Source organism: Chryseobacterium lineare (assembly GCF_977014045.1).
Genome location: NZ_CDRNIQ010000001.1, coordinates 240,439 through 264,557, shown reverse-complemented (window position 1 = coordinate 264,557; position 24,119 = coordinate 240,439). Strand labels below are relative to the sequence as shown.

General features: G+C 35.9%; 24 protein-coding genes. 11 read left to right on the top strand and 13 right to left on the bottom strand.

All coding sequences use genetic code 11. The features are described from left to right. Positions 1-294: 294 nt before the first annotated feature. From ACWNCI_RS01210 to ACWNCI_RS01175, 8 genes are all read right to left on the bottom strand, one after another. Positions 295-915, bottom strand: a complete 621-nt coding sequence (locus tag ACWNCI_RS01210; protein WP_449386841.1) for a hypothetical protein — start codon at positions 913-915, stop codon at positions 295-297. Then, positions 912-1,793, bottom strand: coding sequence for a toprim domain-containing protein (locus ACWNCI_RS01205; protein ID WP_449386840.1), 882 nt, complete (start codon positions 1,791-1,793; stop codon positions 912-914). The genes ACWNCI_RS01210 and ACWNCI_RS01205 overlap by 4 nt, the downstream gene beginning before the upstream one ends. A gap of 238 nt (positions 1,794-2,031) precedes the next feature. Further along, a complete protein-coding gene (locus ACWNCI_RS01200; protein WP_449386839.1) occupies positions 2,032-3,192 on the bottom strand; it encodes a VapE domain-containing protein in 1,161 nt (386 codons plus the stop codon). Between the two features lie 102 nt (positions 3,193-3,294). Then, positions 3,295-3,579, bottom strand: a complete 285-nt coding sequence (locus tag ACWNCI_RS01195; protein ID WP_027374281.1) for a helix-turn-helix transcriptional regulator — start codon at positions 3,577-3,579, stop codon at positions 3,295-3,297. Between the two features lie 194 nt (positions 3,580-3,773). Beyond that, the gene (locus ACWNCI_RS01190; protein ID WP_449386838.1) at positions 3,774-4,913 is read right to left on the bottom strand and encodes a site-specific integrase; all 1,140 of its coding nucleotides are present in this window, start codon (positions 4,911-4,913) and stop codon (positions 3,774-3,776) included. Between the two features lie 169 nt (positions 4,914-5,082). Beyond that, positions 5,083-6,468, bottom strand: coding sequence for a tRNA uridine-5-carboxymethylaminomethyl(34) synthesis GTPase MnmE (gene mnmE / locus ACWNCI_RS01185; RefSeq protein ID WP_449386837.1), 1,386 nt, complete (start codon positions 6,466-6,468; stop codon positions 5,083-5,085). 529 nt (positions 6,469-6,997) lie between these two features. Next, positions 6,998-8,767, bottom strand: a complete 1,770-nt coding sequence (locus ACWNCI_RS01180) for an aminopeptidase P family protein (protein ID WP_449386836.1) — start codon at positions 8,765-8,767, stop codon at positions 6,998-7,000. A 160-nt stretch (positions 8,768-8,927) separates the two neighbouring features. Continuing rightward, positions 8,928-9,284 (bottom strand): winged helix-turn-helix transcriptional regulator, encoded by a 357-nt coding sequence (locus ACWNCI_RS01175; RefSeq protein ID WP_346986018.1) that lies wholly within the window; start codon positions 9,282-9,284, stop codon positions 8,928-8,930. Positions 9,285-9,448: 164 nt separating this feature from the next. Between ACWNCI_RS01175 and ACWNCI_RS01170 the strand changes: the two genes are divergently transcribed. Beyond that, positions 9,449-10,183 (top strand): SDR family NAD(P)-dependent oxidoreductase, encoded by a 735-nt coding sequence (locus ACWNCI_RS01170; RefSeq protein ID WP_449386835.1) that lies wholly within the window; start codon positions 9,449-9,451, stop codon positions 10,181-10,183. 136 nt (positions 10,184-10,319) lie between these two features. Here ACWNCI_RS01170 and ACWNCI_RS01165 read toward each other — a convergent pair whose 3' ends face one another. Both ACWNCI_RS01165 and ACWNCI_RS01160 read right to left on the bottom strand, forming a co-directional pair. Beyond that, positions 10,320-11,525, bottom strand: a complete 1,206-nt coding sequence (locus ACWNCI_RS01165) for a hypothetical protein (RefSeq protein ID WP_449386834.1) — start codon at positions 11,523-11,525, stop codon at positions 10,320-10,322. A gap of 83 nt (positions 11,526-11,608) precedes the next feature. Continuing rightward, entirely contained in the window at positions 11,609-12,448 is an 840-nt protein-coding gene (locus tag ACWNCI_RS01160) for a GLPGLI family protein (RefSeq protein ID WP_449386833.1), read from the bottom strand. Between the two features lie 192 nt (positions 12,449-12,640). Between ACWNCI_RS01160 and ACWNCI_RS01155 the strand changes: the two genes are divergently transcribed. The 7 genes from ACWNCI_RS01155 to ACWNCI_RS01125 all read left to right on the top strand — a co-directional run bounded on the left by ACWNCI_RS01155 (position 12,641) and on the right by ACWNCI_RS01125 (position 18,277). Further along, a complete protein-coding gene (locus tag ACWNCI_RS01155) occupies positions 12,641-13,078 on the top strand; it encodes a DUF6526 family protein (protein ID WP_449386832.1) in 438 nt (145 codons plus the stop codon). A 28-nt stretch (positions 13,079-13,106) separates the two neighbouring features. Next, positions 13,107-13,274 (top strand): hypothetical protein, encoded by a 168-nt coding sequence (locus ACWNCI_RS01150; protein ID WP_029296925.1) that lies wholly within the window; start codon positions 13,107-13,109, stop codon positions 13,272-13,274. Between the two features lie 8 nt (positions 13,275-13,282). Further along, on the top strand, positions 13,283-14,386 hold the full coding sequence (locus tag ACWNCI_RS01145; RefSeq protein ID WP_449386831.1) for a DNA topoisomerase IB: 1,104 nt from the start codon (positions 13,283-13,285) through the stop codon (positions 14,384-14,386). A gap of 165 nt (positions 14,387-14,551) precedes the next feature. Next, positions 14,552-16,177 (top strand): L-glutamate gamma-semialdehyde dehydrogenase, encoded by a 1,626-nt coding sequence (pruA, locus tag ACWNCI_RS01140; protein WP_449386830.1) that lies wholly within the window; start codon positions 14,552-14,554, stop codon positions 16,175-16,177. 214 nt (positions 16,178-16,391) lie between these two features. Next, positions 16,392-16,592 carry a cytochrome C551 gene (locus ACWNCI_RS01135; protein ID WP_346986027.1) on the top strand — a complete coding sequence of 67 codons (201 nt, stop codon included), beginning with the start codon at positions 16,392-16,394 and terminating at the stop codon, positions 16,590-16,592. A 130-nt stretch (positions 16,593-16,722) separates the two neighbouring features. Further along, positions 16,723-16,926, top strand: a complete 204-nt coding sequence (locus tag ACWNCI_RS01130; RefSeq protein ID WP_449386829.1) for a hypothetical protein — start codon at positions 16,723-16,725, stop codon at positions 16,924-16,926. Positions 16,927-17,107: 181 nt separating this feature from the next. Then, positions 17,108-18,277 carry a thioredoxin family protein gene (locus ACWNCI_RS01125; protein WP_449386828.1) on the top strand — a complete coding sequence of 390 codons (1,170 nt, stop codon included), beginning with the start codon at positions 17,108-17,110 and terminating at the stop codon, positions 18,275-18,277. A 57-nt stretch (positions 18,278-18,334) separates the two neighbouring features. Here ACWNCI_RS01125 and ACWNCI_RS01120 read toward each other — a convergent pair whose 3' ends face one another. Next, positions 18,335-19,357, bottom strand: a complete 1,023-nt coding sequence (locus ACWNCI_RS01120) for a 3-oxoacyl-ACP synthase III family protein (RefSeq protein WP_449386827.1) — start codon at positions 19,355-19,357, stop codon at positions 18,335-18,337. 72 nt (positions 19,358-19,429) lie between these two features. On the opposite strand from ACWNCI_RS01120, the gene ACWNCI_RS01115 reads away from it, so the two are divergent. The 3 genes from ACWNCI_RS01115 (at position 19,430) to ACWNCI_RS01105 (ending at position 22,409) form a co-directional block, all read left to right on the top strand. Then, positions 19,430-20,329: a magnesium transporter CorA family protein gene (locus ACWNCI_RS01115; RefSeq protein WP_449386826.1), complete on the top strand. Its 900-nt coding sequence runs from the start codon at positions 19,430-19,432 to the stop codon at positions 20,327-20,329. A gap of 127 nt (positions 20,330-20,456) precedes the next feature. Then, positions 20,457-22,043: a patatin-like phospholipase family protein gene (locus ACWNCI_RS01110; protein ID WP_449386825.1), complete on the top strand. Its 1,587-nt coding sequence runs from the start codon at positions 20,457-20,459 to the stop codon at positions 22,041-22,043. An 18-nt stretch (positions 22,044-22,061) separates the two neighbouring features. Next, complete coding sequence (locus ACWNCI_RS01105) at positions 22,062-22,409, top strand: hypothetical protein (protein ID WP_449386824.1); 348 nt, start codon at positions 22,062-22,064, stop codon at positions 22,407-22,409. A gap of 54 nt (positions 22,410-22,463) precedes the next feature. Here ACWNCI_RS01105 and ACWNCI_RS01100 read toward each other — a convergent pair whose 3' ends face one another. Then, positions 22,464-22,970: a hypothetical protein gene (locus ACWNCI_RS01100; protein ID WP_449386823.1), complete on the bottom strand. Its 507-nt coding sequence runs from the start codon at positions 22,968-22,970 to the stop codon at positions 22,464-22,466. A 101-nt stretch (positions 22,971-23,071) separates the two neighbouring features. Then, the gene (locus tag ACWNCI_RS01095) at positions 23,072-24,109 is read right to left on the bottom strand and encodes a dioxygenase family protein (protein ID WP_449386822.1); all 1,038 of its coding nucleotides are present in this window, start codon (positions 24,107-24,109) and stop codon (positions 23,072-23,074) included. Between the last annotated feature and the right edge of the window lie 10 nt (positions 24,110-24,119).

Below are 24,119 nucleotides of genomic sequence, written 5' to 3'. Positions count from 1 at the left end.
TTATTCAATGTTTTCATTTAATTCTATCCATATATTTTTTCTTTTCACCAGCAATTGCTTCTTATATATCTGTGCACAATTCATAGTTCTTTATCCATTAAAGAAAAGTGTTTCCAAAACAAAAAAAACGAGTTCCGAAGTTTTTTTAACCCTTTTCGCAGAAAAGGCAAGAGAGTCTTTGGAGGTACAAAATGAAAATTTTGTATATACAAAGACACATCTTGCTATAGAGTTTTCATAAGTCAGAAATTTTATTTAGTCTACCTTAATTTAGACCAGTCGGAGTAGTTGATTTTAATCTAGTTTCGGTCTTTTAATTTTTGGAAGATTAGATAACGAAGAATTACCATTAAAGTGTGAAACATCAAGCGTATTCATATTTTTTTCAAGAGTAGCTTGCCAATTCAAAATGGGTCTTCCCATTGAATTTTTCCAATCGGCTTCTTCCCATTTTTGAAATTTTTGAATCAATAAATCATCCAGCTTTTCTGAATAATCTTTTAAAGTTTTTGCAAAATCCATAAACTGTTTTAAGTTCGGATATTTTGAAAATGAACTTTTGGTATTAATTTCCGATTCCACAATGGTTTTTAATTCATCAATCGGCTTATTTGGTGTTATTTTTGGCATTGGATTTCCATTTAAAATAAAACGATTTGGAAAACCCGGATTTCTATTGTAATCTAAAAGTCCTAAAAGTTTGAGCTTATTTTTTGCAGTAATGACCGTTTGCCTGGAAAGACCAAGCTCTCTTGCCATTTGATAGTCTGACAGAACAATCTCTTTTTGTGGATCTTCACATTTGTAGAGGATGAAAGTAAAAACAGCTATAGTATTTGCGCCGATTTTATTTTTTGAATTTAAATCAAACATCTTCTCAAATAAGTTCACATCAAAAGTTTTTGAATTTCTCATCTCTTAAATGCAGATTTATATTGTTTTTGAACTTCTTCGGTTTTCTTACTAAGATATTCATTCAAGTCCTTGAAATCTGAATACATAACCCGGCAATCTTCTATTTTTTTTGTTTCATTTCGAACGATTTCTACAGCGCGATTTCCTGCTTCATCATTATCAAAATAAAGCTCCACTTTATCATATTTTCCAAGTGAATTTTTAATATTATGAATCATCGAAACAGAATTCAAAATAAGATAATCGGAAGGTTGCTTTTCCAATTCATTTTCGAGAGTTTTAAAAGAAAGAAAATCAAAAAAACCTTCAAAAACCCTAAGTGAATCAGAACCGTTTTTGATGGTTGAGACATCTTTTTTACCCAGGCATATTTTTGAATATTTATTGCGGATTTCGTATCCTCCTGAATCATTTTTAAAACCAATTCCGAAATAATTTTTGTCATTCATCCGGTAATGAATTTCCTTTAAGAATTCGGTTTGGCTTTCAACTTTTCTTTCTTTCAAATATTCCAGGAGTGCCGGATGCTGGATATTTTTAATTTCAATTATTTCGTAAGTTTTCGGAAGATTCTCAAATTTCTGATTATAAACATTTTGATTTTGAAAAGAAGAAAAACTATGATTTTCTGCCCACTCCAGAACTCCTTTAACGGAAGCGTTCAAATATTTCCTCATAAAATCGGTATTGTTACCACCGACACCTTCTGAATGAAGATACCAGGCGTTAATTCTTTTATCGAGTTTAAAAGATGCCTGGGATTCGCTGGCAAAGGGGTTAAGATACCAGGCTTCTTTTTCATTTTGTTTCGTGGGAAGGTGTCCGAGAGAAAGGAGGACTTCTTCCAACGATATGCTGTTGAATTGTCTGCAGTTCATAGAATTTATTTTTGTGTTTTGCTTATAAAGTTTTTTTTAAGTTCGCCTACCTTATTACCTATACCTTTATTCATCGAGGTTTCTATAGATTTTGCGTCCTACCTCTCATTACCTGGTTACCTTCATTTATTTCAGGTAATTAGGTAAGTTTATTTTTATTCAGTTACCTTATCGTAAACTTTTTGTTAATGGTAGTTTGCAAAATTTTCAGGTAAGTGGTAAGTAATTTTAGATTATGTCATTCGTCAATTTTTCTTCGAATCAAATATCCATAGACTTGTCTTTTGGGATGTTTTATTCTTTCGTAGTTCATTGTGGTCAAGGCTTTACCAATTTTTATAATGTTCAGACGTACACCAAGAGCATTGTTCATAGCAAGCATAATGTCCGAAGGCGTCAGAAATTCACTTTGTAGTTTTGATTTTTCAAAATGACTAAGGATAATTTCCTGTTCCAGGGACACCTGTTTGAATTTTTCATTCCGCTTTTCATTTTCCTGGATATCTTCAGCCGTGAGTTCCGGATTGTAATTTTTCCTTTCAAAAGCATTATAGTATGCCTGAGACCAAACTTTTTCAATATTGATTTCCTTTGAATAATTGAAATCAATCTCCAAAACTTCAAAAATCTGCCAACGTACACTTCCGGTTTCATCGGTTAAAAAATCCGATCGGTTGGTGGAGCCACAAAATGAAGCTGTCCGGTGCATCAATGAAGATTTGCGATCGTAAGGCAATCGCGCATTGACGGTATTTTTTGAAATGAAAGACTTAAGAATATTGACATCCGTTTTTGACATTACCGAAAGCTCATCAATATTGACCAGAAGGTTTTTACATAAGGAAATTAAGCCGTCTTTATCAACACCAATGTCTTCTGTATAATATTGTTCAAGATTTGCAGGAATGAGAAATCGCAGAAAACTCGTCTTTCCACTATTCTGCTTAGTGTTGAATAGGACAAAACACTGTTTGTTAATGTAGCCAGGTCTTAACGCACATATTACAGTCCTGGTCAGCCATTTTTCAAAATATTTTTGGAAAGATTTATCATCCGTGGTCTTTACATAACTGCAAAGCTTACTGATATGGTTATCGTTGTCCCAATTTTCCAAGTTTTCGAAATATTCCCGAATCGGATTGTACTGCTGAATCAAATGACTTCTGACCAGAATCTCCAACTTATTAATCGGAATATCAATTCCTGATCTGACAAGTTCTATAAATAATGAGTTCAAATTGAGTGCTGACCATTTTTTATCTGACACAAATTTAATTTCAAGCTCAAGAGAGATTGTATTAAATCTTATTGAATATTTTGAATTCAAATAATTAATCGCTCTGTCGAATATGGTTTTCGTTTCTGTCTCGATTTGATACAGAATTTTATTCTCTTCCATAAAGCATTTTTGATTTTGGAAGGAGTCACAAATAATTTTTATATTTGCTTTTCACTTCCAGTAAAACAAACATTTAAACCTAACTATGGCAGTAGTTAGGTTTTATTTTTTGCGTAAAGAAAATTCTATTGCTTCCTGTTGGATCTCGTCATTTGATTTATGACTGTTTTTCAGCAACCATTCGTCAATTTTTTTCCGTTCAAAGAATAGAATTTTTCCAGAAGGTTTTGAAAATGGGATAGAGTTGGTATGAACCAATTTGTAGATATAGGATTTCTTGAACCCTGTGTAATCTGAAAGCTCTTCTACATTAAGAATTGCTTTGAGCCCGAAAATATGTTTTTCAATTCGGTTGAGCTTATGAATAATGATTTCGTTATTTTCCATCTGTTTCTTTTAATTGATTTAACGAAACAAAAGTCAACAATAAAAACCATAAATAAAAGACTACCAATAGCTTGTGGGCTAAATAAGAATACTCTGGATTGATTTTATCTGCCAAAAGGTTAAAAAAGATTAATCTGGATTCAACTGGATTAGAAAGTGATTTTTATTGAGTTTAAAAATTGAAAACGGAATTTTCATAACTCGATATTTAATTCTGGAATAATCTCAGCGGCTTCTTTCATTTTGCTATCCACTATTTTTGCATAAATCTGTGTAGTTCTCAATTCTCTATGTCCTAATCTTTTGGAAACTGTGTAAATATCTGCACCATTTTCCAACAACAGAACTGCATTCGTATGTCTGGCTGAGTGAAAAGTAATATGTTTCGGAACTGCAGCACGATTGCACCAACGGATAATTTCAGTATTGTAGGTCATTCCATATTTTAAACCTTTGAAAACTCTTTCTTGCGGATCTTGTCTTTCGCCCAACAATTCTCTGGCTTGTTTTGAAATATAAAGATATTCTACACCCTCTGTTTTTTCTTGTCGGAAATTGACTCTTGAAATATCACCTTCATCACGAACTTCTTTCCAAATCAAAGTATTAATATCCGACCAACGTAATCCCGATAAGCACGAAAAAAGAAAAGCCTTTTTCAAAACCGGATATTTACATTCTGCTTTTGCTAATCGTTGTAGTTCATCAAAAATCAGATATTCTCTTTGGCTCTCAGCTTGTTCAAATGATTTTACTTTTGCAGCATAATTTATCGTTAAATATCCATTATCGAAGGCATTTCGGAGTGCAGCTTTAAACTTATTGAAATAAGAATGCTTTGAATTCTGGGAAAGTGGGAGATTACTTTTAGTGCGAGCATCACTATCAAAGTACCGATGAACTTTTTTGACAAACTTTTCATCAATTTCATCGAAAGTCATATTTTTTGGAACAATCTTTTTGAGATGTTGCAGTGTAGAAAACCAGTTACCGTAATTATTAGAAGTGTCTTCCTTTTGTTTTTCTTCTGTCAGCTCCTCAAAGTATGTTAAAAAAGTTCTTTTACTTTTTACGGTATCTTTCAAATCGTAGCGACCTTGGACATATTCAGCTTTTTTGATTGCCAGAATACTTTCGGCAAGAGCCATAGTTTCTTTATTCTCTTTTTTTTCCTTAACCGACTTTGGGTCGGGATGCAAATACAGTTTCAAATACTCAAAATTTCGCAGGTGAACTCTTCTTCCTTGTGCATTAGTAGAAGAACCTTTGTAATACTCAATGAAAAGACTAATCCTTCCATCAGCTAAATTTTTCTGTTTTAAAGTAATATTCATATCTTTTATTTTAGGTGTACATTTGTACACCTTTGTACTACTTTTTGTAGTTCGAGGTGTACAACAGGTGTACAAATATATAAATAAACTCCAAAAAGAGAAAATAAAATTTTTATAAATAATTGATAATCAAACAAAAGAAAGAAAAAGAAATCAAAGAAAAGCTAAATTATTTCCCGATACAAAACTTAGAAAAAATATTACCCAATACCTCATCATTCGTCACTTCACCGGATATTTCCCCTAGATGCTCCAATGCATTTCTCAATTCATAAGCCAGCAGTTCGGTAGAAATCCGGAATGATATCGCTTCATTTACTTTATGCACTGCGCTTAGGGATTTTTGTAACGCTTCAAAATGACGCTGGTTGGTGATTACCACATTATTTTCTGATGCTTTTAGCTGCTCAACATACGAGGACAGCTCATTTTTAAGATCCTGAATATTCTGGTTCTCAACTGCAGAAATTTTAATAAAATCAAACTCATGAGAAATTTCCTTTCTGAAAACATCTTCCAGTTTTTCATAATGATGTGGCATGACTTCATCAATTTTTGTTGCGCAGATAATCAGTTTCAGGTCATTCCTTAACAAAGAACGAATCATTTCAATATCTTCGGAAAAATCTTCAGTTCCCACATCAGTCAAATACACCAGAATATTGGCATTCTCCACTTTTTCTTTTGCTTTTTTTACTCCAATGGCTTCAATTTCGTCAACCGTTTCGCGAAGTCCGGCTGTATCGATCAGGCGGAAAGCATGTCCCTTAATATGCAGAATTTCCTCAATGGTATCTCTCGTTGTTCCGGCAATATTGCTAACGATCGCACGTTCTTCCTTCAATAAAGCATTTAATAAAGTCGATTTTCCTGCATTAGGTTTTCCGATAATCGCAACAGCAGTTCCGTTTTTAATAGCGTTTCCGTACTGAAAACTTTCGATAAGCGAGTTAAGTTTTATTTCGATTTTATTGAGTAATTGGGTAAGCGCAGTTCTGTCTGCAAATTCTACATCTTCTTCCGCAAAATCAAGTTCAAGTTCGATCAGAGAAACGAAATTCAGAAGATCAGTTCTGAGTAGAGAAATTTCATTGGTAATTCCACCTTTTAGCTGACTGATCGCTACTTTTCGGGACGCTTCATTTTCGGAAGCAATCACATCTGCGATCGCTTCGGCCTGAGAAAGATCAATTCTTCCATTAATAAAAGCACGAAGCGTAAATTCTCCCGCTTTTGCCATTCTTGCACCGTTTTTGATCAGTGTTTCCAGAATACGCTTACCGATGTGCGGAGAGCCGTGAAACGCAATTTCCACCGAATTTTCGGTTGTAAAGCTTTTCGGAGCCAGAAAAATAGAAATCATCACCTCATCAATTGCCTCTTCTCCATCCATAAAATACCCGTAATGAATCGTGTGAGACTTCTGTTTTGCCAGGTTTTTACCGGGAAAACTCTTCTGAACTACAGGTAAAGCATCATCTCCGGAAATCCGGATAATCCCCAAAGCTCCCACTCCATTGGCCGTAGCCAGCGCACAAATGGTATCATTATTCATACTGCAAATTTACGTTTTTTCACCACAAACAAAAATATCCTTTGTCTATTGCAGTGATTCGCCAAAATCAAATAACCATACTCCAACTCTCAAATTAATTTTTAAGAAGCTATTTCCGGTTATCCGCTCATACTCCTCGCCCCTCACCTCTCCTTGCGCCTGCTGTGGGGTATCCGCTACTACCCGGGCTAGGGTTTACTATCTCATATTCACTGTTTATCGATAAAAAGATGGAATTCTGGAAAGCTGGAAATCAATATAGTTTAAAAATAAAAATCACTCCAGAAACTGAAGTGATTACCGCTTTGAATTTACTAAGTTATATGAAGATGAATGATGTTTGTTTGTTGTCACAAAGATAGAATCATTCGTTTTCCGCAACCTCAGGATAATCCCTAAAATTATTACCGTAAAAATACGGTTGCACAGAACAACCCCGCCCGGCAGTTCCTGCCGGGCGGGGTTAATATTTATTTTAGTCTTACTATTGAAAATCTTTCAATTCGAAGATAAAAAGTTGTCGTCTATTTTAAAGCGGACTTACCAATTGTGTAAACCATTCTTTTATATCACCTTCCAAATGAGGCCCAATTTTCTCCGCACAGATTTGATGGTACCTGTTCAGCCATGCAATTTCTTCTTCAGAAAGGATTTCCTTAACGATCGTGTCTTTAAAGAACGGACAGAACGTTAGTGTTTCAAACTCGTAAAAAGTTCCTGAATCAGTTGTTTCAGATTCTTTTACGGCGATCAGATTTTCGTGACGGATTCCATATTGACCTTCAACATAATATCCAGGCTCGTTGGAGCATACCATGCCCGGAAGAAGCTCCTGAGGATTCATATCTTTTCTGATATTCTGAGGGCCTTCGTGAACATTCATGAAACTTCCCACGCCATGTCCCGTTCCGTGATTAAAATCTTTTCCTTCCATCCAAAGCGGAAGTCTGGCAATCGCATCAAGCTGTACCCCTCGTGTTCCTTTAGGAAATTTCACCATAGAAAGGCGGATCATTCCCTGTAAAACCAATGTAGAGTTTCTTTTAAACTCATCAGAAACAGTTCCTAATGCAAAAGTTCTTGTGATATCCGTAGTTCCTTCAAGATACTGCCCTCCGGAATCGACCAAAATGCTCGCATCATTAGTCACGTCCTTACTACCTTCACTTTTCGCGGAATAGTGCATGATTGCACCATTATCTTTATATCCGACAATACTTCCGAAGCTTTCCCCAACAAAATTTTCTCCTTCAGCACGGAAACCTCTCAGCTTTTCGCCGATAGAATATTCGGTCATCGCTTCCTTTCCGGCGTTGTGTGTAAGCCAGTAGAGAAATTTCACCATAGCTACACCATCTCTTACCATTACTTTCCTGAATCCTTCCAGCTCAGTTTCGTTTTTCTGGGCCTTCATTAAATTCCCCGGAACAGGAGCTTTGATAAATTGATTTTCGGATTTTAATGCTTCAAAAACAGACTGATTGCTGTTGGGCGATACCAAAACCTTTTCATTTTTAAATTCTTTCAGGCAGTTATAGAATTCTTCGTAAGGCATCATTTTTACCCAGGCTTCATCCATCTGTTTTCTGGCTTCTACTTCAAGCTTTTCAAGATCTGTAAAAAGCTTTGCATCATTTTTAGTAATGATGATATATCCTAAAAATACAGGATTGCTCTGCACATCACTTCCTCGGAGATTGAGCGTCCAGGCAACATCATCAAGACTTGAAATTACATGAACCGTCGCCTCCATAGATTCCATTTTCTGGCGGATGGCTGCTATTTTTTCTGCAACAGACTTACCGGCTCTTTCTATCGGATGTACGAAAATCGGATTTTTAGAGGGAGTTCCTCTCTCTTTCCAGATCTGATCCAGAAGAGGCAGATCCAGTAGGGTTTTATTTTTAGCATTTAATTTCTCAGTCAGAAGTTCCCAATTGGCATGGGAAGTTGCCAAAGCATTTACTGCAACCCTTCCTTCTGCAGGGATTTCAGAGATGATCCAGTCGATATAATTAGGCGTTCCTTCCATTCCTTCTTTGAAAAGATCGATGCCGGATCCTTCCAGTTCAATGGCAGCCTGGGTAAAATACCTTCCGTCTGTCCACAATCCTGCTTTATCTTTAGTGACTACCACAAAACCCGCAGAACCTAAAAAACCTGAAAGCCAAGCTCTTTCCTGCCATTCTTCCGGAAGGTACTCGCTCATATGCGGATCTGCAGAATATACGATAAATGCATCAACATTATTGTTCTGCATTTCTTCCCGAAGTGCAGCTATTTTTTCCTTTGAAGTCATTTTTTGAATAATTTTTAAAGATGTGAAGTTACGAATTTAAAGGTTACCTGGCAGCGTTAAATTGTGTTTTAGGGGATATTTCATCCGGCATAATAAATGATCAAATAAATACCATCTTAATAATTTAGCTGGTAAATCTAAGTAAGTCATAGCCTTATTTTCACTTCCCGACAATTACTTTCCGATGTTCAGTTCCCCAATCAGCCAAAGTATCGATGATTTTTTTTAAAGTCAAACCGTATTCTGTCAGCTGATATTGTACCGTTACGGGTTGTGTGTCCAGGACTATTCGTTTTACGAGTTGGTTCATTTCCAGTTCTTTCAGTTCTTTGCTGAGCATTTTATTGGAAATACCTTTTACATCGTTCAGAATATCAGAAAAGCGCCGTTTGTTGTAATAGCAAACCGATGAAATTATTGAGATTTTCCATTTGCCATTCAATACATCCATTGCATCATGAACAGCCATAATCTGTTTTTTGTTAGTGTCGTTATCCGAACATTTTATTTCCTCCATAAGTTACTTTGTTACTCAAAAGTTACTGTTACTTTTAGTTACAAAGTTACTAAAATAAATTTATTCATTTTACATTTGCATCGTTAAAGAAATCGATTTCAAAAACAAATAAATTCAAAAGTCTTAGACTAAAAATTAATTTTCATCATTTAAAATTTAAAAAAATGAATTTCACAGATAAAAATGTAATCATTACAGGCGGAAGTGCAGGAATTGGACTAGCAACCGCAAAAACGTTTATTGCAAAAGGAGCAAACGTTTTGATAACAGGAAGAAATACTGATAGTTTGCAGACAGCATCAGTAAAAATTAACAGCCCAAAATTGAAGACCTTAGCTTCTGATATTTCCAAATTGGCAGATATTGCAACATTGGAGAAAGAAATAGCAGAAAGCGGAAACAAAGTTGACGTGCTTGTTTTGAATGCAGGAATTGCAAAACAATTTTCAATAGAAGAAACAACAGAAGAAGTGTTTGATGATTTGTTCAACATCAATGTGAAAGGATTGTTCTTCACATTACAAAAACTGATTCCGCATTTAGCAGAAGGAGCCTCCATTGTTCTTATTTCGTCCGGAGTTTCAGTGAGCGGATATGCACAAATGGGAGCTTACGCTGCAACAAAAAGTGCAGTTGATGCAATAGCACGGACGGCAGCAATAGAATTGGCAGACAGAAAAATTCGGGTAAATACTGTTGCTCCCGGATTAACCGATACCCCAATGAATCAACAGACGCCGGAAGACATTAAAAATGCTATCGCCGCAGCGGTTCCGCTGAAACGAATCGGGGAAGCAGAAGAAATAGCAAATGCCATTGTGTTCCTGGCTTCAGACGAAGCTTCTTATATTTCAGGTTCATATCTGTCGGTTGATGGCGGTGTAACGATCCGCAGATAATATTTCAAAATTTATTTCGCTTTTGCGTTCAGCGTTGTTAAGATTTTGAATATGAAACTTAACAACGCTTTTTTCAATAAAATTTAATTCACAACAATTTATTGCGATGCACAATTCGTTAAACTGTTGTTTTGCTTTATTTATTTTCTGTAGATAATCGATGATTTCTTGTTTTAACATAATTCCAGATCAGATACAGCAGAAATAGAGCGATCCAAACACTTAGGACGACCACCATGAAAATAATCTGTATTGACGGATGAAGATAATTGGGTTTGTAAAATAGACGTTCAAGCGTATTAACTGTTTCCCTCAATCTAGCCCGATCAAAAGTATTCCGAATCTCATTGAGAGGTTCCCTGCTATGATCACGGAAATAAAAGACATCATGACTCAAATCTTTGGGAACGATCTGTGATTCTATATTATATTTCTTAAACAAAGTGTCCAGCCGCTGAAACGAATGAAGCAGCGAATCCTGATCATATTTATAGAGCAATTTATATCTCGTTACGGCATTCTGATATTGTTGTGTAGTTTGAGAAACGTTATGGACAGGACTATATAAAATCTTATTTTCCAAAAAGATACAGATATCCTCATCATATTCCGGATCTACCTCAACACCTTTGAATATGATTTCCGTACTGTCTCCGATCGCTTTTTTGGAAATAATTCTTTTTGTAAATTCCTTGGGTTCAAGTCCTAAATAATCCATTCCTGAAATCATTTTAGAACTTATATTTTTATAATCGGAACTTAGTATTTTTAACGTATCTATACTGTAATAGCTTGTTTCAACGGAATAATTTTCCTTATCATTAGGATCATAATAAATGGTGTCTTTCTCCGCTATCACCGGATAAGGTTTAGGATATAAAATATTTTCAGGATTAAATAATTTCTCAGAACTATAGGAAGTATAATTGTACAAAAACGGATTTAAGACATTGAGCAAAGTTTTGTCTTTATTAAAATCCTTTTCAGGAAGCTCCTGTCTCATTTTGGCATTTAACCCAAAACTGTAGCTCATAAAAAAAGTCAACGAGAGAAAGGAAATAAGTAATAAAGAAGCGCCAATTTTTACAGTATTGGCAACGCTATATCTTTTTTTGGAATGATTTCTCAATAATAAAACAAAAAAGCAAAACAGGAACAGACCGGTAATAAAAAAGTGGGAAATAGAAACGTCATCGTAAAATTTGAATCTGTAAAACTCTGTATAAATATCGATTTTATTGATCCCTTCAAACTTGAAATATCCATAGATAAAATAGCCCAAATGTATTACGCTTAAAACAATAACAGATTTGATTAGAAATTTTTTTAATTGTTTGTCCATAATTGCAATAATATATTCATTAAAATAAGGATTTTTTTTAGATAAACCGTAATTAATCAGATCCTGGCATAATTCTAAAATGTCTAATGAAGCTCGATGGAATTATTGTTTTCCTTAAAACTCTCCTGTATTTTCTTAGTTTTCATTTTTTCATACTCAGCATCTGAGTATGAAGTCCCATCAGGCGAAGTTGACGTAAGGCTGGTAATTCCATATCTTCGCTTAAGCTCTCTCATTCTGTTCATCGGATCTCTGATGTAATCTTCAACAGCTTTTTTATATTGGCTTTCCGTCACAGGAATATAGGCAGACAAATTAAGTTTTATATGTCTAAACTTTTCAATTCCTTTTAATTCCCAGATATGTTGTTTTTTTGTGTCTTCGATCTTGACGATCAATCCCGGAAGTCCGCCAAATTTATATGGTCCTTCAGAAATGGGAATTTCATTAGTAAACCACGCGTTATACTTTCTGCCTTTATATTCTACCGTTGCCAACTGGCATTTCTTACCTTGTATCAGAGCAGTTTCTGTTTCGATGTGCCAATTGAAGGCAATGTGCTGAATGATTTTAAATCGATCAGTGTTCACAGACAGGTAAGATATTACTTCATTGGATCGCCAGTCTTTCTGAATTATACCACGAACTTTTCCTTGTGGAAAGGTATTTAATGAAACGGGCATATTTGAGGATATTCCATCTGAATTCATGTTCTGTGCGATTGCAGAATCTCTTTTTACTTTTGCCAGGCTGAAGTAAGTTGATCCGTTTTTATCTATAAACAGGCCCATCAGCTCGGTTTCGGTTTTATCTAAATGTAATGAGTCGGGTTTAAAGGTGTACTGATAAGTAAAATTGTATTTTTGACTAAAACCAAACAGTGAAATCAAAATAGTGAATATAAATATTATCTTCTTGATCATTTTGTACAGATATTTGAATTAAAGTGTTAATATACTCAAATATAGCAATGTACAGGTGAATTAAATTCATATTTTATCACAACATGGTATCATACATCATATTTAAGCCTCTAATTCCGTATTTCTTCAGCCAAAATTAAATTTAGATCAGAAATTAAAGAATTTTGGAAAGATAATTGCAATATACGAGAAATGGAAAGTCAGAATTATAAAAATCACGTACGATTTTATGCTCCTCATCATTTCGTTTTTCTTCCGTTATTAATCATTTTAGAAGGAATCGGAATATATAAGATTTTCAGTGACCAACAAAATCAGCTTGTGTGGGTTTTATTTTCAATAGTGATTTTCCTGATTTTTTACCTGGCCATCATGCTGAGGCAACATTATGCACTGGTCCTTCAGAATCGTATCGTGAGGCTTGAATTCCGCCAGCGGTATTTTGAACTTTTCGGATTGAGATCCGATGACGTGGAGGAAAAACTTTCCTTTGGCCAGATCGCCGCTTTGAGATTCGCTTACGATGATGAATTCAAAGTTTTTCTCGAAAAAGCACTGAAAGAAAACATGAAAGGAGACGAGATCAAAAAATCCATCATCAAATGGAGAGCCGATCTTCACAGAGTTTGAAAATAATAAACAATAAAATAATATTATTATGAAAAAATGGAGCTTTTACAGTATTGCAATATTAACATTACTGACACTTACAAGCTGCGAAGCAGTAGAAACAATCTTCAAGGCCGGAATGTGGTGGGGGATCATATTAGTAGTTGGCGTTATAGCTATTATTTTATGGCTATTTTCAAGGGGTAGGAACTCTTAACCGATCTTATGGAAAATTCAGACTTAGAAATCATTTCCCATCTGAAGCCCTCAAAGATTGTCAAAATTATGAAAGATCCGGTAGCATCTGCAAAGGCGGTACATCTCATTTATACCTCCGATGCAGAGACAGCCGGGATCACACGCAAAAAAACCGGAAAAAAATATTCTTATTACAGAGACGGCGAAAAAATCAGGGATAAAGATGAAATTACTAGAATCAACAAGCTGGTTATTCCACCGGCCTGGGAAAATGTATGGATATGTGCGCTTGATAACGGCCATCTTCAGGCAACTGGTTTTGATGTAAAAAAGAGAAAGCAATATCGCTATCATCCGCTTTGGAGTGCATTGCGAAATCATACGAAGTTTTACAGAATGCTGCAGTTCGGATATGCACTACCAGATATTCGTCTTCAGGTAGAAAAAGATCTGGCTTTAAGAAATTTCGAAAAGAGAAAAATCCTTGCATTGATTGTAAGCCTTATGCAACGTACCAACATCAGGATAGGAAATAATGCTTATGAAAAATTATATGGTTCTTTCGGTTTAACAACACTAAAAGGGAAGCATGTTCAAATTCAGGGACAGAAGATTTCCTTTCATTTCAAAGGTAAAAAAGGAGTAATGCATGATATCGATCTCAAAAGCAAAAGATTGGCTCGATTGGTTCAGAAATGCAAAGACATTCCGGGAAGAGAACTTTTTCAGTATATTGATGATGAAGGAAACCGACATTCCATTGATTCGGGAATGGTGAATGATTACATTAAAGAGATCAGCGGTGAAGATTTTACGGCAAAAGATTTCAGAACCTGGTCCGGAACGGTAAGTGCACTGATTGCTTTTAAAGAAATCGGCTACGCAGAAAATAATACTCAATACAAAAAAAAAGTAAAAGAAGCGTTAGAAATTGTAGCGTCCCACCTGGGAAACACAAGCACAGTATGCAGGAAATATTACGTCCATCCTTTAGTCATTAATCTATATGAAAATAACACCATCAGGAAATACCTCGACGAACTTGAAAAAATAGAGGAGAATGACGGTAAGGCAGATCTCACCCAGGAAGAAAAACTCGTCCTGAAAATCCTGGAAAACGAAAAGATATAAGGAATGAATAGTGAATTGTCAATCCGCTTCGCTGGTCAATTTTAATAATCTTTTAAAAATTCACCATTCACTGGCAAAGCAAAATTGACCATTCACATATTATAATCTACCCAAATAATTGTTGTAAATTTGTATCATTAGCAAATAAAAAAATATACAACTAATATGTCTAAAGCAATTTCGCAAGTACCATTTGCGGTAAACGAACCGGTAAATTCTTACGCACCGGGAACTCCGGAAGTAAAAAGCCTTATCGCTCAATACAAAAAAATGTGGGCTGAGAAGATAGAAATCCCAATGTTTATTAACGGTAAAGAAGTAAGAACGGATGATAAAGTTCAGCTTCAGTCGCCTCAGGATCATGCCCATGACTTTGGTTTTTATCACAGAGGAACTATGCAACATGTGGATGATGCGATTAATGCTGCATTAGCTGCAAAAAAAGAATGGAACGAGCTGGGTTGGGAACATCGCGCGGCAATTTTCTTAAAAGCTGCTGATCTTTTAGCGGGGCCTTACAGAGATGTAATCAACGCAGCAACGATGATCGGACAGTCTAAAAATGTTCACCAGGCTGAAATTGATGCTGCCTGTGAGTTCATCGATTTCTTAAGATTCAATGTAGAATTTATGACGGAAATGTATTCTGAACAACCCGTATCCGATGCAGGAATCTGGAACAGAGTTGAATACAGACCATTAGAAGGATTCTGTTTTGCGGTTACTCCATTCAACTTTACAGCCATTTCAGGAAATTTACCTACCTGTATGGCGATGCTTGGAAACGTAGTCGTTTGGAAACCATCTGACAAGCAAATCTATTCTGCAAAAGTAATCATGGATGTTTTAACGGAAGCCGGACTTCCTGCGGGAGTCATCAACATGATTTTCACAGACGGAAAAGAAACTGCAGAAAAAGTAATGGCACACAGAGATTTTGCAGGACTTCATTTTACAGGATCCACAAAAGTTTTCCAGGGAATGTGGAAAATGATCGGCGACAATATTCATAACTACAGAACATACCCAAGAATCGTGGGGGAAACAGGAGGAAAAGACTTTGTGATTGCTCACCCTTCAGCCAATGTAGAAGCTGTAGCAACTGCTTTGGTAAGAGGAGCTTTCGAATATCAGGGGCAAAAATGTTCCGCGGCTTCAAGAGCTTATATTCCTCAGTCTCTTTGGGCAGATGTGAAAAAAGTAATGGAAAATCAAATCAATTCTATTAAAATTGGTTCTCCTGAAGATCCTTCCAACTTTGTAAATGCCGTAATTGACAAAAATTCTTTTGAAAAATGTAAAGGCTATATCGACAGAGCCAATTATTCAAACGAAGCCAATGTAGTAATCGGAGGAAAAACTGACGATTCTAAAGGATGGTTTGTACATCCGACAGTTATTAAAACGACAAACCCTCAATACGAAAGTATGGTTGAGGAAATCTTCGGGCCAATCTTATCTGTTTACGTTTATGACGATGCAAAATGGGCTGAAACTTTAGAATTGGTAGATTCTTCATCTCCTTATTCATTGACGGGTTCAGTTTTTGCACAGGATCGTTATGCAATTAATCAAGCGTTCAAGGCATTAGAAAATGCTTCCGGAAACTTCTATATCAACGACAAACCTACAGGCGCAGTTGTTGGCCAACAGCCTTTCGGAGGAGGAAGAGCTTCTGGAACCAATGATAAAGCGGGATCAAAAATGAACTTATTAAGATGGACATCCGTAAGATCTGTTAAAGAAACTTTTGTTTCACCTAAAGATTATAAATATCCTTATTTAGGGTAATTTTATAAGTAAAGTAATCAGCAATGAGTATTAATTAATCTTATTACTTATCATACATACAGCTTCGGGATTTAATTCCGGAGCTTTTTTATTGATGAATTAATTAACAATATTTTAAATTATTTTATTAAATATTTAGTAATTATCCCATCAATTCGGAATAATTATTGAATAGTGTTTTACTCACACTAAACAAAGTATTATGAAAAAATTAATGTTAATCGCAGCACTAGGAGTAATAGCGGTAAGTTGCGGAACAAAGGAATCATCAATGTCAAATAGTAGCACAGATTCGACAGCAGTAGACAATACAACGACAAGTGTAGCACCGACTACTACTGATACGGTGACTACAACAACTACTGCTCCTGACAGCATGAAAATGAAAGCTGATTCAGCAACTACTGTTAAATAATAATAGTTTAACTTAACTTGAAAGGTCCTCGGATTAATTCTGAGGATTTTTTATGTCCAGGCAATTTATATCTTTTATTTTTTGTCTTTTAATACTATATTTGATTACACTAACATTAAAAAATATTTCTATGAAAAAATTATTGACAGGTGCGGTATTGGCTTCACTTTTTTTAGGAAGCTGCGCACAGAACAAAGAAAAAAGAGAAGAATTTAAAGAAGAAAGAAACAAGGATTATATGAGAAATAGTATGGGTGACACCGCTGCCTCACACTCGGAATCTGCTACGGCTGACAGCGTAAAAATGAAATCAGATTCAGCTATGAAAAAATGATATAACCGCAGAAATTCTGCGGTTTTTTATGTTTAAAAGCAATTGAATTATTATAATATTGGCTATTTAAAACTTTAACCTAAACCTTAAAAATTAATCCAACCAAAGTTGTAACAATTTTTATATTATAAAGACTGATTTGTGAACATAATTATTACATTTGCAATCAATAATAAATATCATGAAAAAACTATCAATATTCTCGGCTCTTTTCATCGGAGCATTTGCATTGGCACAGGGAATCAAATTCGAAGAAACTAACTTCAACACTATTCTCGCGAAAGCTAAAAAAGAAAATAAACTTGTATTCATCGACGCTTACACCACATGGTGCGGACCTTGTAAGCTGATGGCAAAAAACGTATTTCCACAAAAGAACGTGGGAGATTACTACAATGCCAATTTTATCAATGCTAAAATCGACATGGAAAAAGGAGAAGGTATTGATATCGCCAAAAAGTACAATGTAAAAGCTTTCCCGACCTATCTTTTTGTAGACGGAAATGGTGAGCTGGTACACAGAACGCTGGGATATGTTGAAGAAAAAGATTTTATCCAGTTTGCTAAAGACGCCGGAGATCCGAGCAAAAGACTGGGAACTTTAAAGAAAAAATTCGAAGACGGAGAAAAAGATCCTGCGTTCCTGAAAAATCTTGCCGGTCTCACAATGTATAGCGATTCCGAATTTGCTGCAAGAGTTCTGGAACGTTATTTCAGTGGAAAAACAGAACTTGACAGAGAAGATATTCAGATGCTTCTTTCTGCGACGCAGAGTACTGACAGCCCGCTGTATAAAACTTTCCTGGCGAAGAAAGCTGAAATTACCAAAGTTCTTCCTGCTGAAAGATATGATGCTTTTGACAAAAATATTAAGCTTAATACAATTGTTAAAAAATCTTACAATGCCGATACAAAAAAATGGAATGACAGCTATTTCATGACCGAAACACAGAAGTTTTTAACAAAAGACGAAGCAGTAAAAATCTTAACGAGAGCCAAAGCCAACAGAGCTTTAAAGGATAAAGATATCGCAACTTACGAGAAACTGACCATGGAGCTTTACAAAGATACATCAGCTTTAGGGTCGGAAGAACTCAATTCTATTGCATGGAATTTCTTTGAAAACGTGACCAATAAACCTGCATTGGAAAAAGCATTGAACTGGGCACAGGAATCGGTAAAGAAAGATGAAAATTCTGCCAATACAGATACGCTGGCAAACCTTTACAATAAATTAGGAGATAAGAAAAACGCCAAGCTTTGGGCCGAAAAAGCAATCGAGCTTGCGAAGAAAACAGGAGAAGATTATTCTGATACTGAAAAACTACTGAAAAGCTTAAACATTCAGTAAAAAACAAAATCCGCAGTCTGTAACAAGTCTGCGGATTTTTTATTTAATGCTTTTAATTTAGTATTCAAAAAGAACACTTCCCCACGTAAAGCCACTTCCGAACGCAGAAAGCAATACAAGATCACCTCTTTTGATCTTTCCTTCCTCAATCGCTTCGCTTAATGCGATAGGAATAGAAGCTGCTGTAGTATTTCCGTATTTCTGGATATTATTATGGATTTTTTCATCCGGAAGTCCGAATTTCTGCTGAACAAACTGGGCAATCCTAAGGTTAGCCTGATGCGGAATAAACATATCCAGATCCTCAATGGTTTTACCTGCCTTATCTAAAGCTTCCTGCATCGTTTCAGGAAATCTTGTTACCGCATGTTTGAAAACGAAATTTCCATTCATAATCGGGTACACTTCCTTGTTAGTCACATTTTCAGGCTCTTTTCTCATCCTGTCGCTCCATCCGAACTTGGAACCCGGAAACTGCGTACACAATTCGTCTGCAAATTTCCCTTCAGAATGCATGTTTACCGCCAGAATATCTCCTGCATTTTCATCTTCTGTTGCAGAGAGTACAATTGCTCCTGCCCCATCGCCAAAAATCACCGACACGCCTCTCCCTTCATCCGTAAAATCCAATCCGAAAGAATGAATTTCAGCACCTACCACTAATATATTTTTATACGTTCCTGATTTAATGAAAGCATTGGCAACACTCATCGCATACACAAATCCTGAACATTGGTTTCTTACATCCAATGCTCCGATTGTATCACAACCTAACATATCCTGAAGCAAAACCCCACAGCCCGGAAAATAATAATCCGGAGAAAGTGTAGCAAAAACAATATAATCTATATCTTTTGAGGTAAATCCTGCATTGGCAATTGCTTTTTCTGAAGCTTTAAAAGCCAGATAAGCCGTCGTTTCCTGAGAATCATTTCTGTTTTTTCGGTGCCTTCTCTCTTTTATACCGGTTCTTTCTGTAATCCATTCGTCATTGGTGCTCATTAATTTTGCTAGATCATCATTCGTAACAATGTTATCCGGAACATGGAATCCGATGCCTTTTATTGTACTTTTAATCATATAGTTTTCTAATTTTGACAAATATAAAGCTTATTTGATACATAGTTTTTTAAAATACACTATTTTTACTATATGCCAATTGAGACCATTTACAGAGACTCCCAGTGCGAATGGGTAGATGTGGAAGCTCCGTCAGCGGAGGACCTGAAATTTTTACATGAAAGATATGAGATCAATAATCTTCTCCTGGAAGACACCCTGGATCCGAACCACCTGCCGAAGTATGAGCAAGACGGAGATGTAAAATTTTTCCTTTTGCGCGAAAGTACCGAGCTGGAACGTAAAAACCTAAACACGATAAGCGACATCAGCACCAAAATCGGAATTTTTTTATTGGGAAAAACCATTATTACCATTCACCGGATGAAAACCAAAAGCCTTTCCGAAACCAAGAAACAGGTTTCTCAGCTTACCACTGAAATCACTTCCGAAAAAATCGCCCTTAAGATCGCCCTGCTGATTATGAAAAGCTTTGATGACGAATCCATAAGTCTGTTTGAAACAATGGATAATATCGAAAACGAAATCTTCCTTAAAAATACCAATCATACCAACCAGATCAAAAGATTGTATAAGCTGAAACGGAAATCGGGATTAAATTCAAGGGTTCTTACTATTTCCACTGATGCCATCGATAAATTTAAACTTTTAGATTTACAGGACTCTGAAACTTTTGATTTAAAAGATAAGCATAAAGATGTAGTGGCAGATTTTGAACATCTGAACATCCAGATTACCAACCTTATTTCAATGTTTCTGGCGTTATCTGACCAGAAGGCCAACCAGGTTATGAAAGTACTGGCGATCTATTCTGTTTATTTTTTACCAATTACTTTTATTGCCGGTGTTTACGGGATGAACTTTGATAATATGCCGGAGCTGCACACCAAATACGGCTACTTCTTTACCCTCGGATTGATGGCTTTGGTTGTCATCTGTACCTTTATTTATGCCCGAAGAAAACAGTGGTAGTGTTAAAATAAATCTGTTACCCTATTCTGGAATCGTAGCAAAGACTGAAAAAATTTCCGCTGGGGTGTTTTTGTAAAACAAGAATTAAATATCTTCGTTAAACCAAAATAACATAACCAAATCACCCATGAAACCGGAAAACCTCAAGAAAATTCTGGAAGAAGATATTCTTTCCAAAGAATCTAAGGAAAAGCTAGCTGCTTTGCACGATCTCATTTCGGCAAAAGAATTTTCCGATCTCTTAGATGCCGCAGGAAATCAATATGTAGAGTTTGTACAGGAAGGTGGTGGTGTTTGGGGAACTGCACTGGTAGGCTATCTCTATGGTCTTGAAATCTTCGGGATCCGTTTTCTGAAAGTGGCAGGAACCAGTGCCGGTGCCATCAATACCCTGCTGATCGCTGCCTGCAAAACCAAAGAAGAACCCAAAAGCGAAATCATTAAAGAAATACTTTTCAATTGGAACTTTGCCGATTTTATGGACGGAAAACCTTATGTAAGAACCACCATCCATGCCATGCTGAACAATAAAAATTTCCTGAAAATCAACTCATATATTGCCATTGGGATTCTGGTATTTTTTGGAATATTGTCATTTGTATATCCTACAGAAAAAATATGGCAGACGAAGATTCTTTTTTCAATCCCCTTACTGTTAATGATCGTTGGTGTTTTATGCCTGGCAAAAATTTATACAGACCTTAAAAAGAGAAATTCAGGACTGAATCCGGGAAATACTTTTTTAACAGCCATGAAAAAAGCTTTAGACAGTTTTGGAATAAAGACCGTGGCTAATCTCAATGAAAAGTTCGTGAAAACAGGTAAAGATCTCAACCTTAACTACCGCTATGGAAACGAAATGCAGTATTATCAAATGGCATTAAAGAGCATTGAGCAAATAAGAGTCAATAATAGTGAACATATTGATGAAATCAGGTATAAAATTTTCTACGACAGTACCGTGAATAATGAGTACTACAAAAAAGATCCTTTCTACCTGCTGAAATCCGAATACATTGTAGTAACCACAGATATCAATGCTAAAATAAAAGTTGAACTCCCTACGATGGCCAATCTGTACTGGTCTGAAGAAGAACTGAAACACGCCAGCCCTGCAGAATTCGTGCGTGCTTCCATGTCGGTTCCTTTCTTTTTTGAACCTATGCAAAAAGCAATCAATAAAGATGATGATTCTGTAAAATATGCCTGGAAATTCTGGATGAATACCCAACCTGAAGATATCAATCCTGCCGGAGTTTTCATAGATGGCGGAAGCATTTCAAATTTTCCTATCGATCTTTTCCATGCCGCTGATATTTTTTATCCGAGGATGCCGTTATTTGGCGTACAGCTCACCAGCGATTCCGATCTGCTTCCCGATAAAAGAAAAACGAGTGCGCAAATCCTGAAATCTCCCCTCACCTATGCCGGAAATATCATCAGCACCCTGAAAGGATTTAACGATAAAACCTTTCTTACCAAACATACTTTTTATCATTTGTTCAGCATTCAGACGGTTAATTGCGGAAGCAGCAGCTGGCTGAATTTCTTTATGAAAAGGGAAGAAAAAGAAGAACTCTTCAACCGCGGATTTCAGGCCGCTCTCGATTTCCTCAGTAATTTCGACTGGCAAAAGTACAAATACGAACGGATGATGCTTTCAATGAAGGAGAAAAAAATTCTGAAAGAAGAAGATACAAAGACGGTGGGGTAAAACTTAATACAATAAATCATGCCAGACAAAACAGACCTTCGGGAGAATCTCTCCCTTCCAATATTTGAAAACAGCAGCGACACCGAAAACTTTCAAAACCAGGTACTTCGGTCCGTTATGAAATTACAGAATGAAATTTATCTTTTGTTATTTAATGATTATGCATCGCGGAAAATTTCAGATTTCACTTCTTTAACAACAGACAAGAAACTCAATTTTATTGAACAGAGCCTGCAGAAGGATAATGTATTAAGAAACACATTCATAGGAATGACCATCGGAATGCTGACTTCCGATGAAATGAAAATATATCTTTCGGATACGAAGCCTTATAAAGGATCATCGCGATACTTTCGGAAAGATTAAAAAGCCAGGTTGAATTAATGAACTAATTTAAACCATTAAGATTTTATGAAGGAGTTATTCCAGAAGATTGTAAGAGGATATTGCAACTTGCGGATGAAAAGCAAACATAAAAGTTTCAAAAGAATTTTTGCGATCTGTATTGCTGCTCAAGAGGTATTTATTGTCGATAATATCGATCAAAAGCAATTCAGGAGTATAAAATGTAAGTCCGATTTTATGTTTTGAAGGGTCTTCGATATTTGAGCTGATCAAATCAAGTTTAAAACTTTCAAAAGGAAAAAAAGTATTCCCCAAAACATCGGGAAGACTTTTGATTTCGCCCTTCAATTGTGAAACGTAATTCACAACCGCCGAACTCAGCAAAAAAGGCATTTTTTCGGCTTGAGAATTTTTCGCCAAAAGCTCCCAATAATTTCTCACCGGATTTTCCGGATCATCAAAAACCTGATGTTGAATTTTATATTCAAAATAAGTATCTTCAAAAATATATTGATCCCAGACCATTTCAGAATTATGGTCGATCACGATTCGGAATGCTAGTTTTATCTTTGCTCTCATCATTTTTAGTTTTAATGAATAAAAAACAGGGCAGCATCATGATTCTGCCCTGAACCAAAACAAATTAATATGAAAAACATCTGCACTTAAAGTAATAAGTGTATTTAATTTACCAAAACTTTCAGGTCTTCTTTACATGTTCCCTGCGAGTTTACAATAGTAATTTCTACTACGTACATTCCTGATTTTAGTTGGTTTCTGCTCATCTTTATTTCCTGTCTTCCTGCAGAAAGTTTTTGTTGATTGATCACTGTTGCCAGTTTTCTTCCGCTGCAATCAAACAATTCAATGTTTACCGTTGATTTTTCGTTCAAAACAATCGGAAATACCGTTTCATCCCTGAATGGATTTGGACAATTCTGACCCACTTTAAAATTTTTGTTATTTGAAGTTTCTAGTGTTCCAAGATTTGATGTTCCTGCAACATAAATAGTATGCGTTAACATATAACCAGCCGACAAAGAACCGGTTACAGTACTCATTTCATTACTCGTTCCGTCTGAAAATACATTGTCATTGGCGTTATAAGTATAACCTGTCATTCCTTTGGTATAGCCATATGAAGTTCCGTTGGCATTAACGTTATAAACGGCACTGGTTGTTCCTTCCGGAAATGCAATCTGCGTTACCAGCAAAGAAGTTCCATCAGGTTTGTAAATATGAACGTGAATATGTGTCGCCCGACTTTGGTACCATCCCGGAAAAATACTTGTAAAAGTAACCAGGCCATTTGCATCCGTAGTCTGTCTTCCGCGAAGAAAATGATTGTTGGTGTAATTGGCCTGCTGCATTTGTGTACCTCCGTATTCAGAATAATTTCCGTCTTTGTCACAATGCCATACATCCACCAAAACCCCTTGATAAGCTCCGCAATTCGCATTGGTATTTTTGATGTAAATATTCATTGTAAATGCAACACCGGTTCTGTCTCCCACAATATTGGTCTGAACAAGGCTTGACGGAGTATGCGTTGGAAAAGGCCCTTCTGTTTCCGAATTGGTAACGCTGCAGCTTAAAATATTTTTCGTTGAATTGTTGATGTTTAATTCATCAGAAATAAGTTCTGAGCGGAACAAACTTGGTGCAGCAACGGCAATTCCGGCTAAACCTAAAGAATTTTTTAAAAAGTTTTTTCTATCCATATTTTCTAAA

Excerpts from the sequence above, each read along its gene's own strand:
- ACWNCI_RS01210 (WP_449386841.1), bottom strand. The coding sequence starts at position 915 with ATGAGAAATTCAAAAACTTTTGATGTGAACTTATTTGAGAAGATGTTT.
- ACWNCI_RS01205 (WP_449386840.1), bottom strand. The coding sequence starts at position 1,793 with ATGAACTGCAGACAATTCAACAGCATATCGTTGGAAGAAGTCCTCCTT.
- ACWNCI_RS01200 (WP_449386839.1), bottom strand. The coding sequence starts at position 3,192 with ATGGAAGAGAATAAAATTCTGTATCAAATCGAGACAGAAACGAAAACC.
- ACWNCI_RS01195 (WP_027374281.1), bottom strand. The coding sequence starts at position 3,579 with ATGGAAAATAACGAAATCATTATTCATAAGCTCAACCGAATTGAAAAA.
- ACWNCI_RS01190 (WP_449386838.1), bottom strand. The coding sequence starts at position 4,913 with ATGAATATTACTTTAAAACAGAAAAATTTAGCTGATGGAAGGATTAGT.
- mnmE (WP_449386837.1), bottom strand. The coding sequence starts at position 6,468 with ATGAATAATGATACCATTTGTGCGCTGGCTACGGCCAATGGAGTGGGA.
- ACWNCI_RS01180 (WP_449386836.1), bottom strand. The coding sequence starts at position 8,767 with ATGACTTCAAAGGAAAAAATAGCTGCACTTCGGGAAGAAATGCAGAAC.
- ACWNCI_RS01175 (WP_346986018.1), bottom strand. The coding sequence starts at position 9,284 with ATGGAGGAAATAAAATGTTCGGATAACGACACTAACAAAAAACAGATT.
- ACWNCI_RS01170 (WP_449386835.1), top strand. The coding sequence starts at position 9,449 with ATGAATTTCACAGATAAAAATGTAATCATTACAGGCGGAAGTGCAGGA.
- ACWNCI_RS01165 (WP_449386834.1), bottom strand. The coding sequence starts at position 11,525 with ATGGACAAACAATTAAAAAAATTTCTAATCAAATCTGTTATTGTTTTA.
- ACWNCI_RS01160 (WP_449386833.1), bottom strand. The coding sequence starts at position 12,448 with ATGATCAAGAAGATAATATTTATATTCACTATTTTGATTTCACTGTTT.
- ACWNCI_RS01155 (WP_449386832.1), top strand. The coding sequence starts at position 12,641 with ATGGAAAGTCAGAATTATAAAAATCACGTACGATTTTATGCTCCTCAT.
- ACWNCI_RS01150 (WP_029296925.1), top strand. The coding sequence starts at position 13,107 with ATGAAAAAATGGAGCTTTTACAGTATTGCAATATTAACATTACTGACA.
- ACWNCI_RS01145 (WP_449386831.1), top strand. The coding sequence starts at position 13,283 with ATGGAAAATTCAGACTTAGAAATCATTTCCCATCTGAAGCCCTCAAAG.
- pruA (WP_449386830.1), top strand. The coding sequence starts at position 14,552 with ATGTCTAAAGCAATTTCGCAAGTACCATTTGCGGTAAACGAACCGGTA.
- ACWNCI_RS01135 (WP_346986027.1), top strand. The coding sequence starts at position 16,392 with ATGTTAATCGCAGCACTAGGAGTAATAGCGGTAAGTTGCGGAACAAAG.
- ACWNCI_RS01130 (WP_449386829.1), top strand. The coding sequence starts at position 16,723 with ATGAAAAAATTATTGACAGGTGCGGTATTGGCTTCACTTTTTTTAGGA.
- ACWNCI_RS01125 (WP_449386828.1), top strand. The coding sequence starts at position 17,108 with ATGAAAAAACTATCAATATTCTCGGCTCTTTTCATCGGAGCATTTGCA.
- ACWNCI_RS01120 (WP_449386827.1), bottom strand. The coding sequence starts at position 19,357 with ATGATTAAAAGTACAATAAAAGGCATCGGATTCCATGTTCCGGATAAC.
- ACWNCI_RS01115 (WP_449386826.1), top strand. The coding sequence starts at position 19,430 with ATGCCAATTGAGACCATTTACAGAGACTCCCAGTGCGAATGGGTAGAT.
- ACWNCI_RS01110 (WP_449386825.1), top strand. The coding sequence starts at position 20,457 with ATGAAACCGGAAAACCTCAAGAAAATTCTGGAAGAAGATATTCTTTCC.
- ACWNCI_RS01105 (WP_449386824.1), top strand. The coding sequence starts at position 22,062 with ATGCCAGACAAAACAGACCTTCGGGAGAATCTCTCCCTTCCAATATTT.
- ACWNCI_RS01100 (WP_449386823.1), bottom strand. The coding sequence starts at position 22,970 with ATGATGAGAGCAAAGATAAAACTAGCATTCCGAATCGTGATCGACCAT.
- ACWNCI_RS01095 (WP_449386822.1), bottom strand. The coding sequence starts at position 24,109 with ATGGATAGAAAAAACTTTTTAAAAAATTCTTTAGGTTTAGCCGGAATT.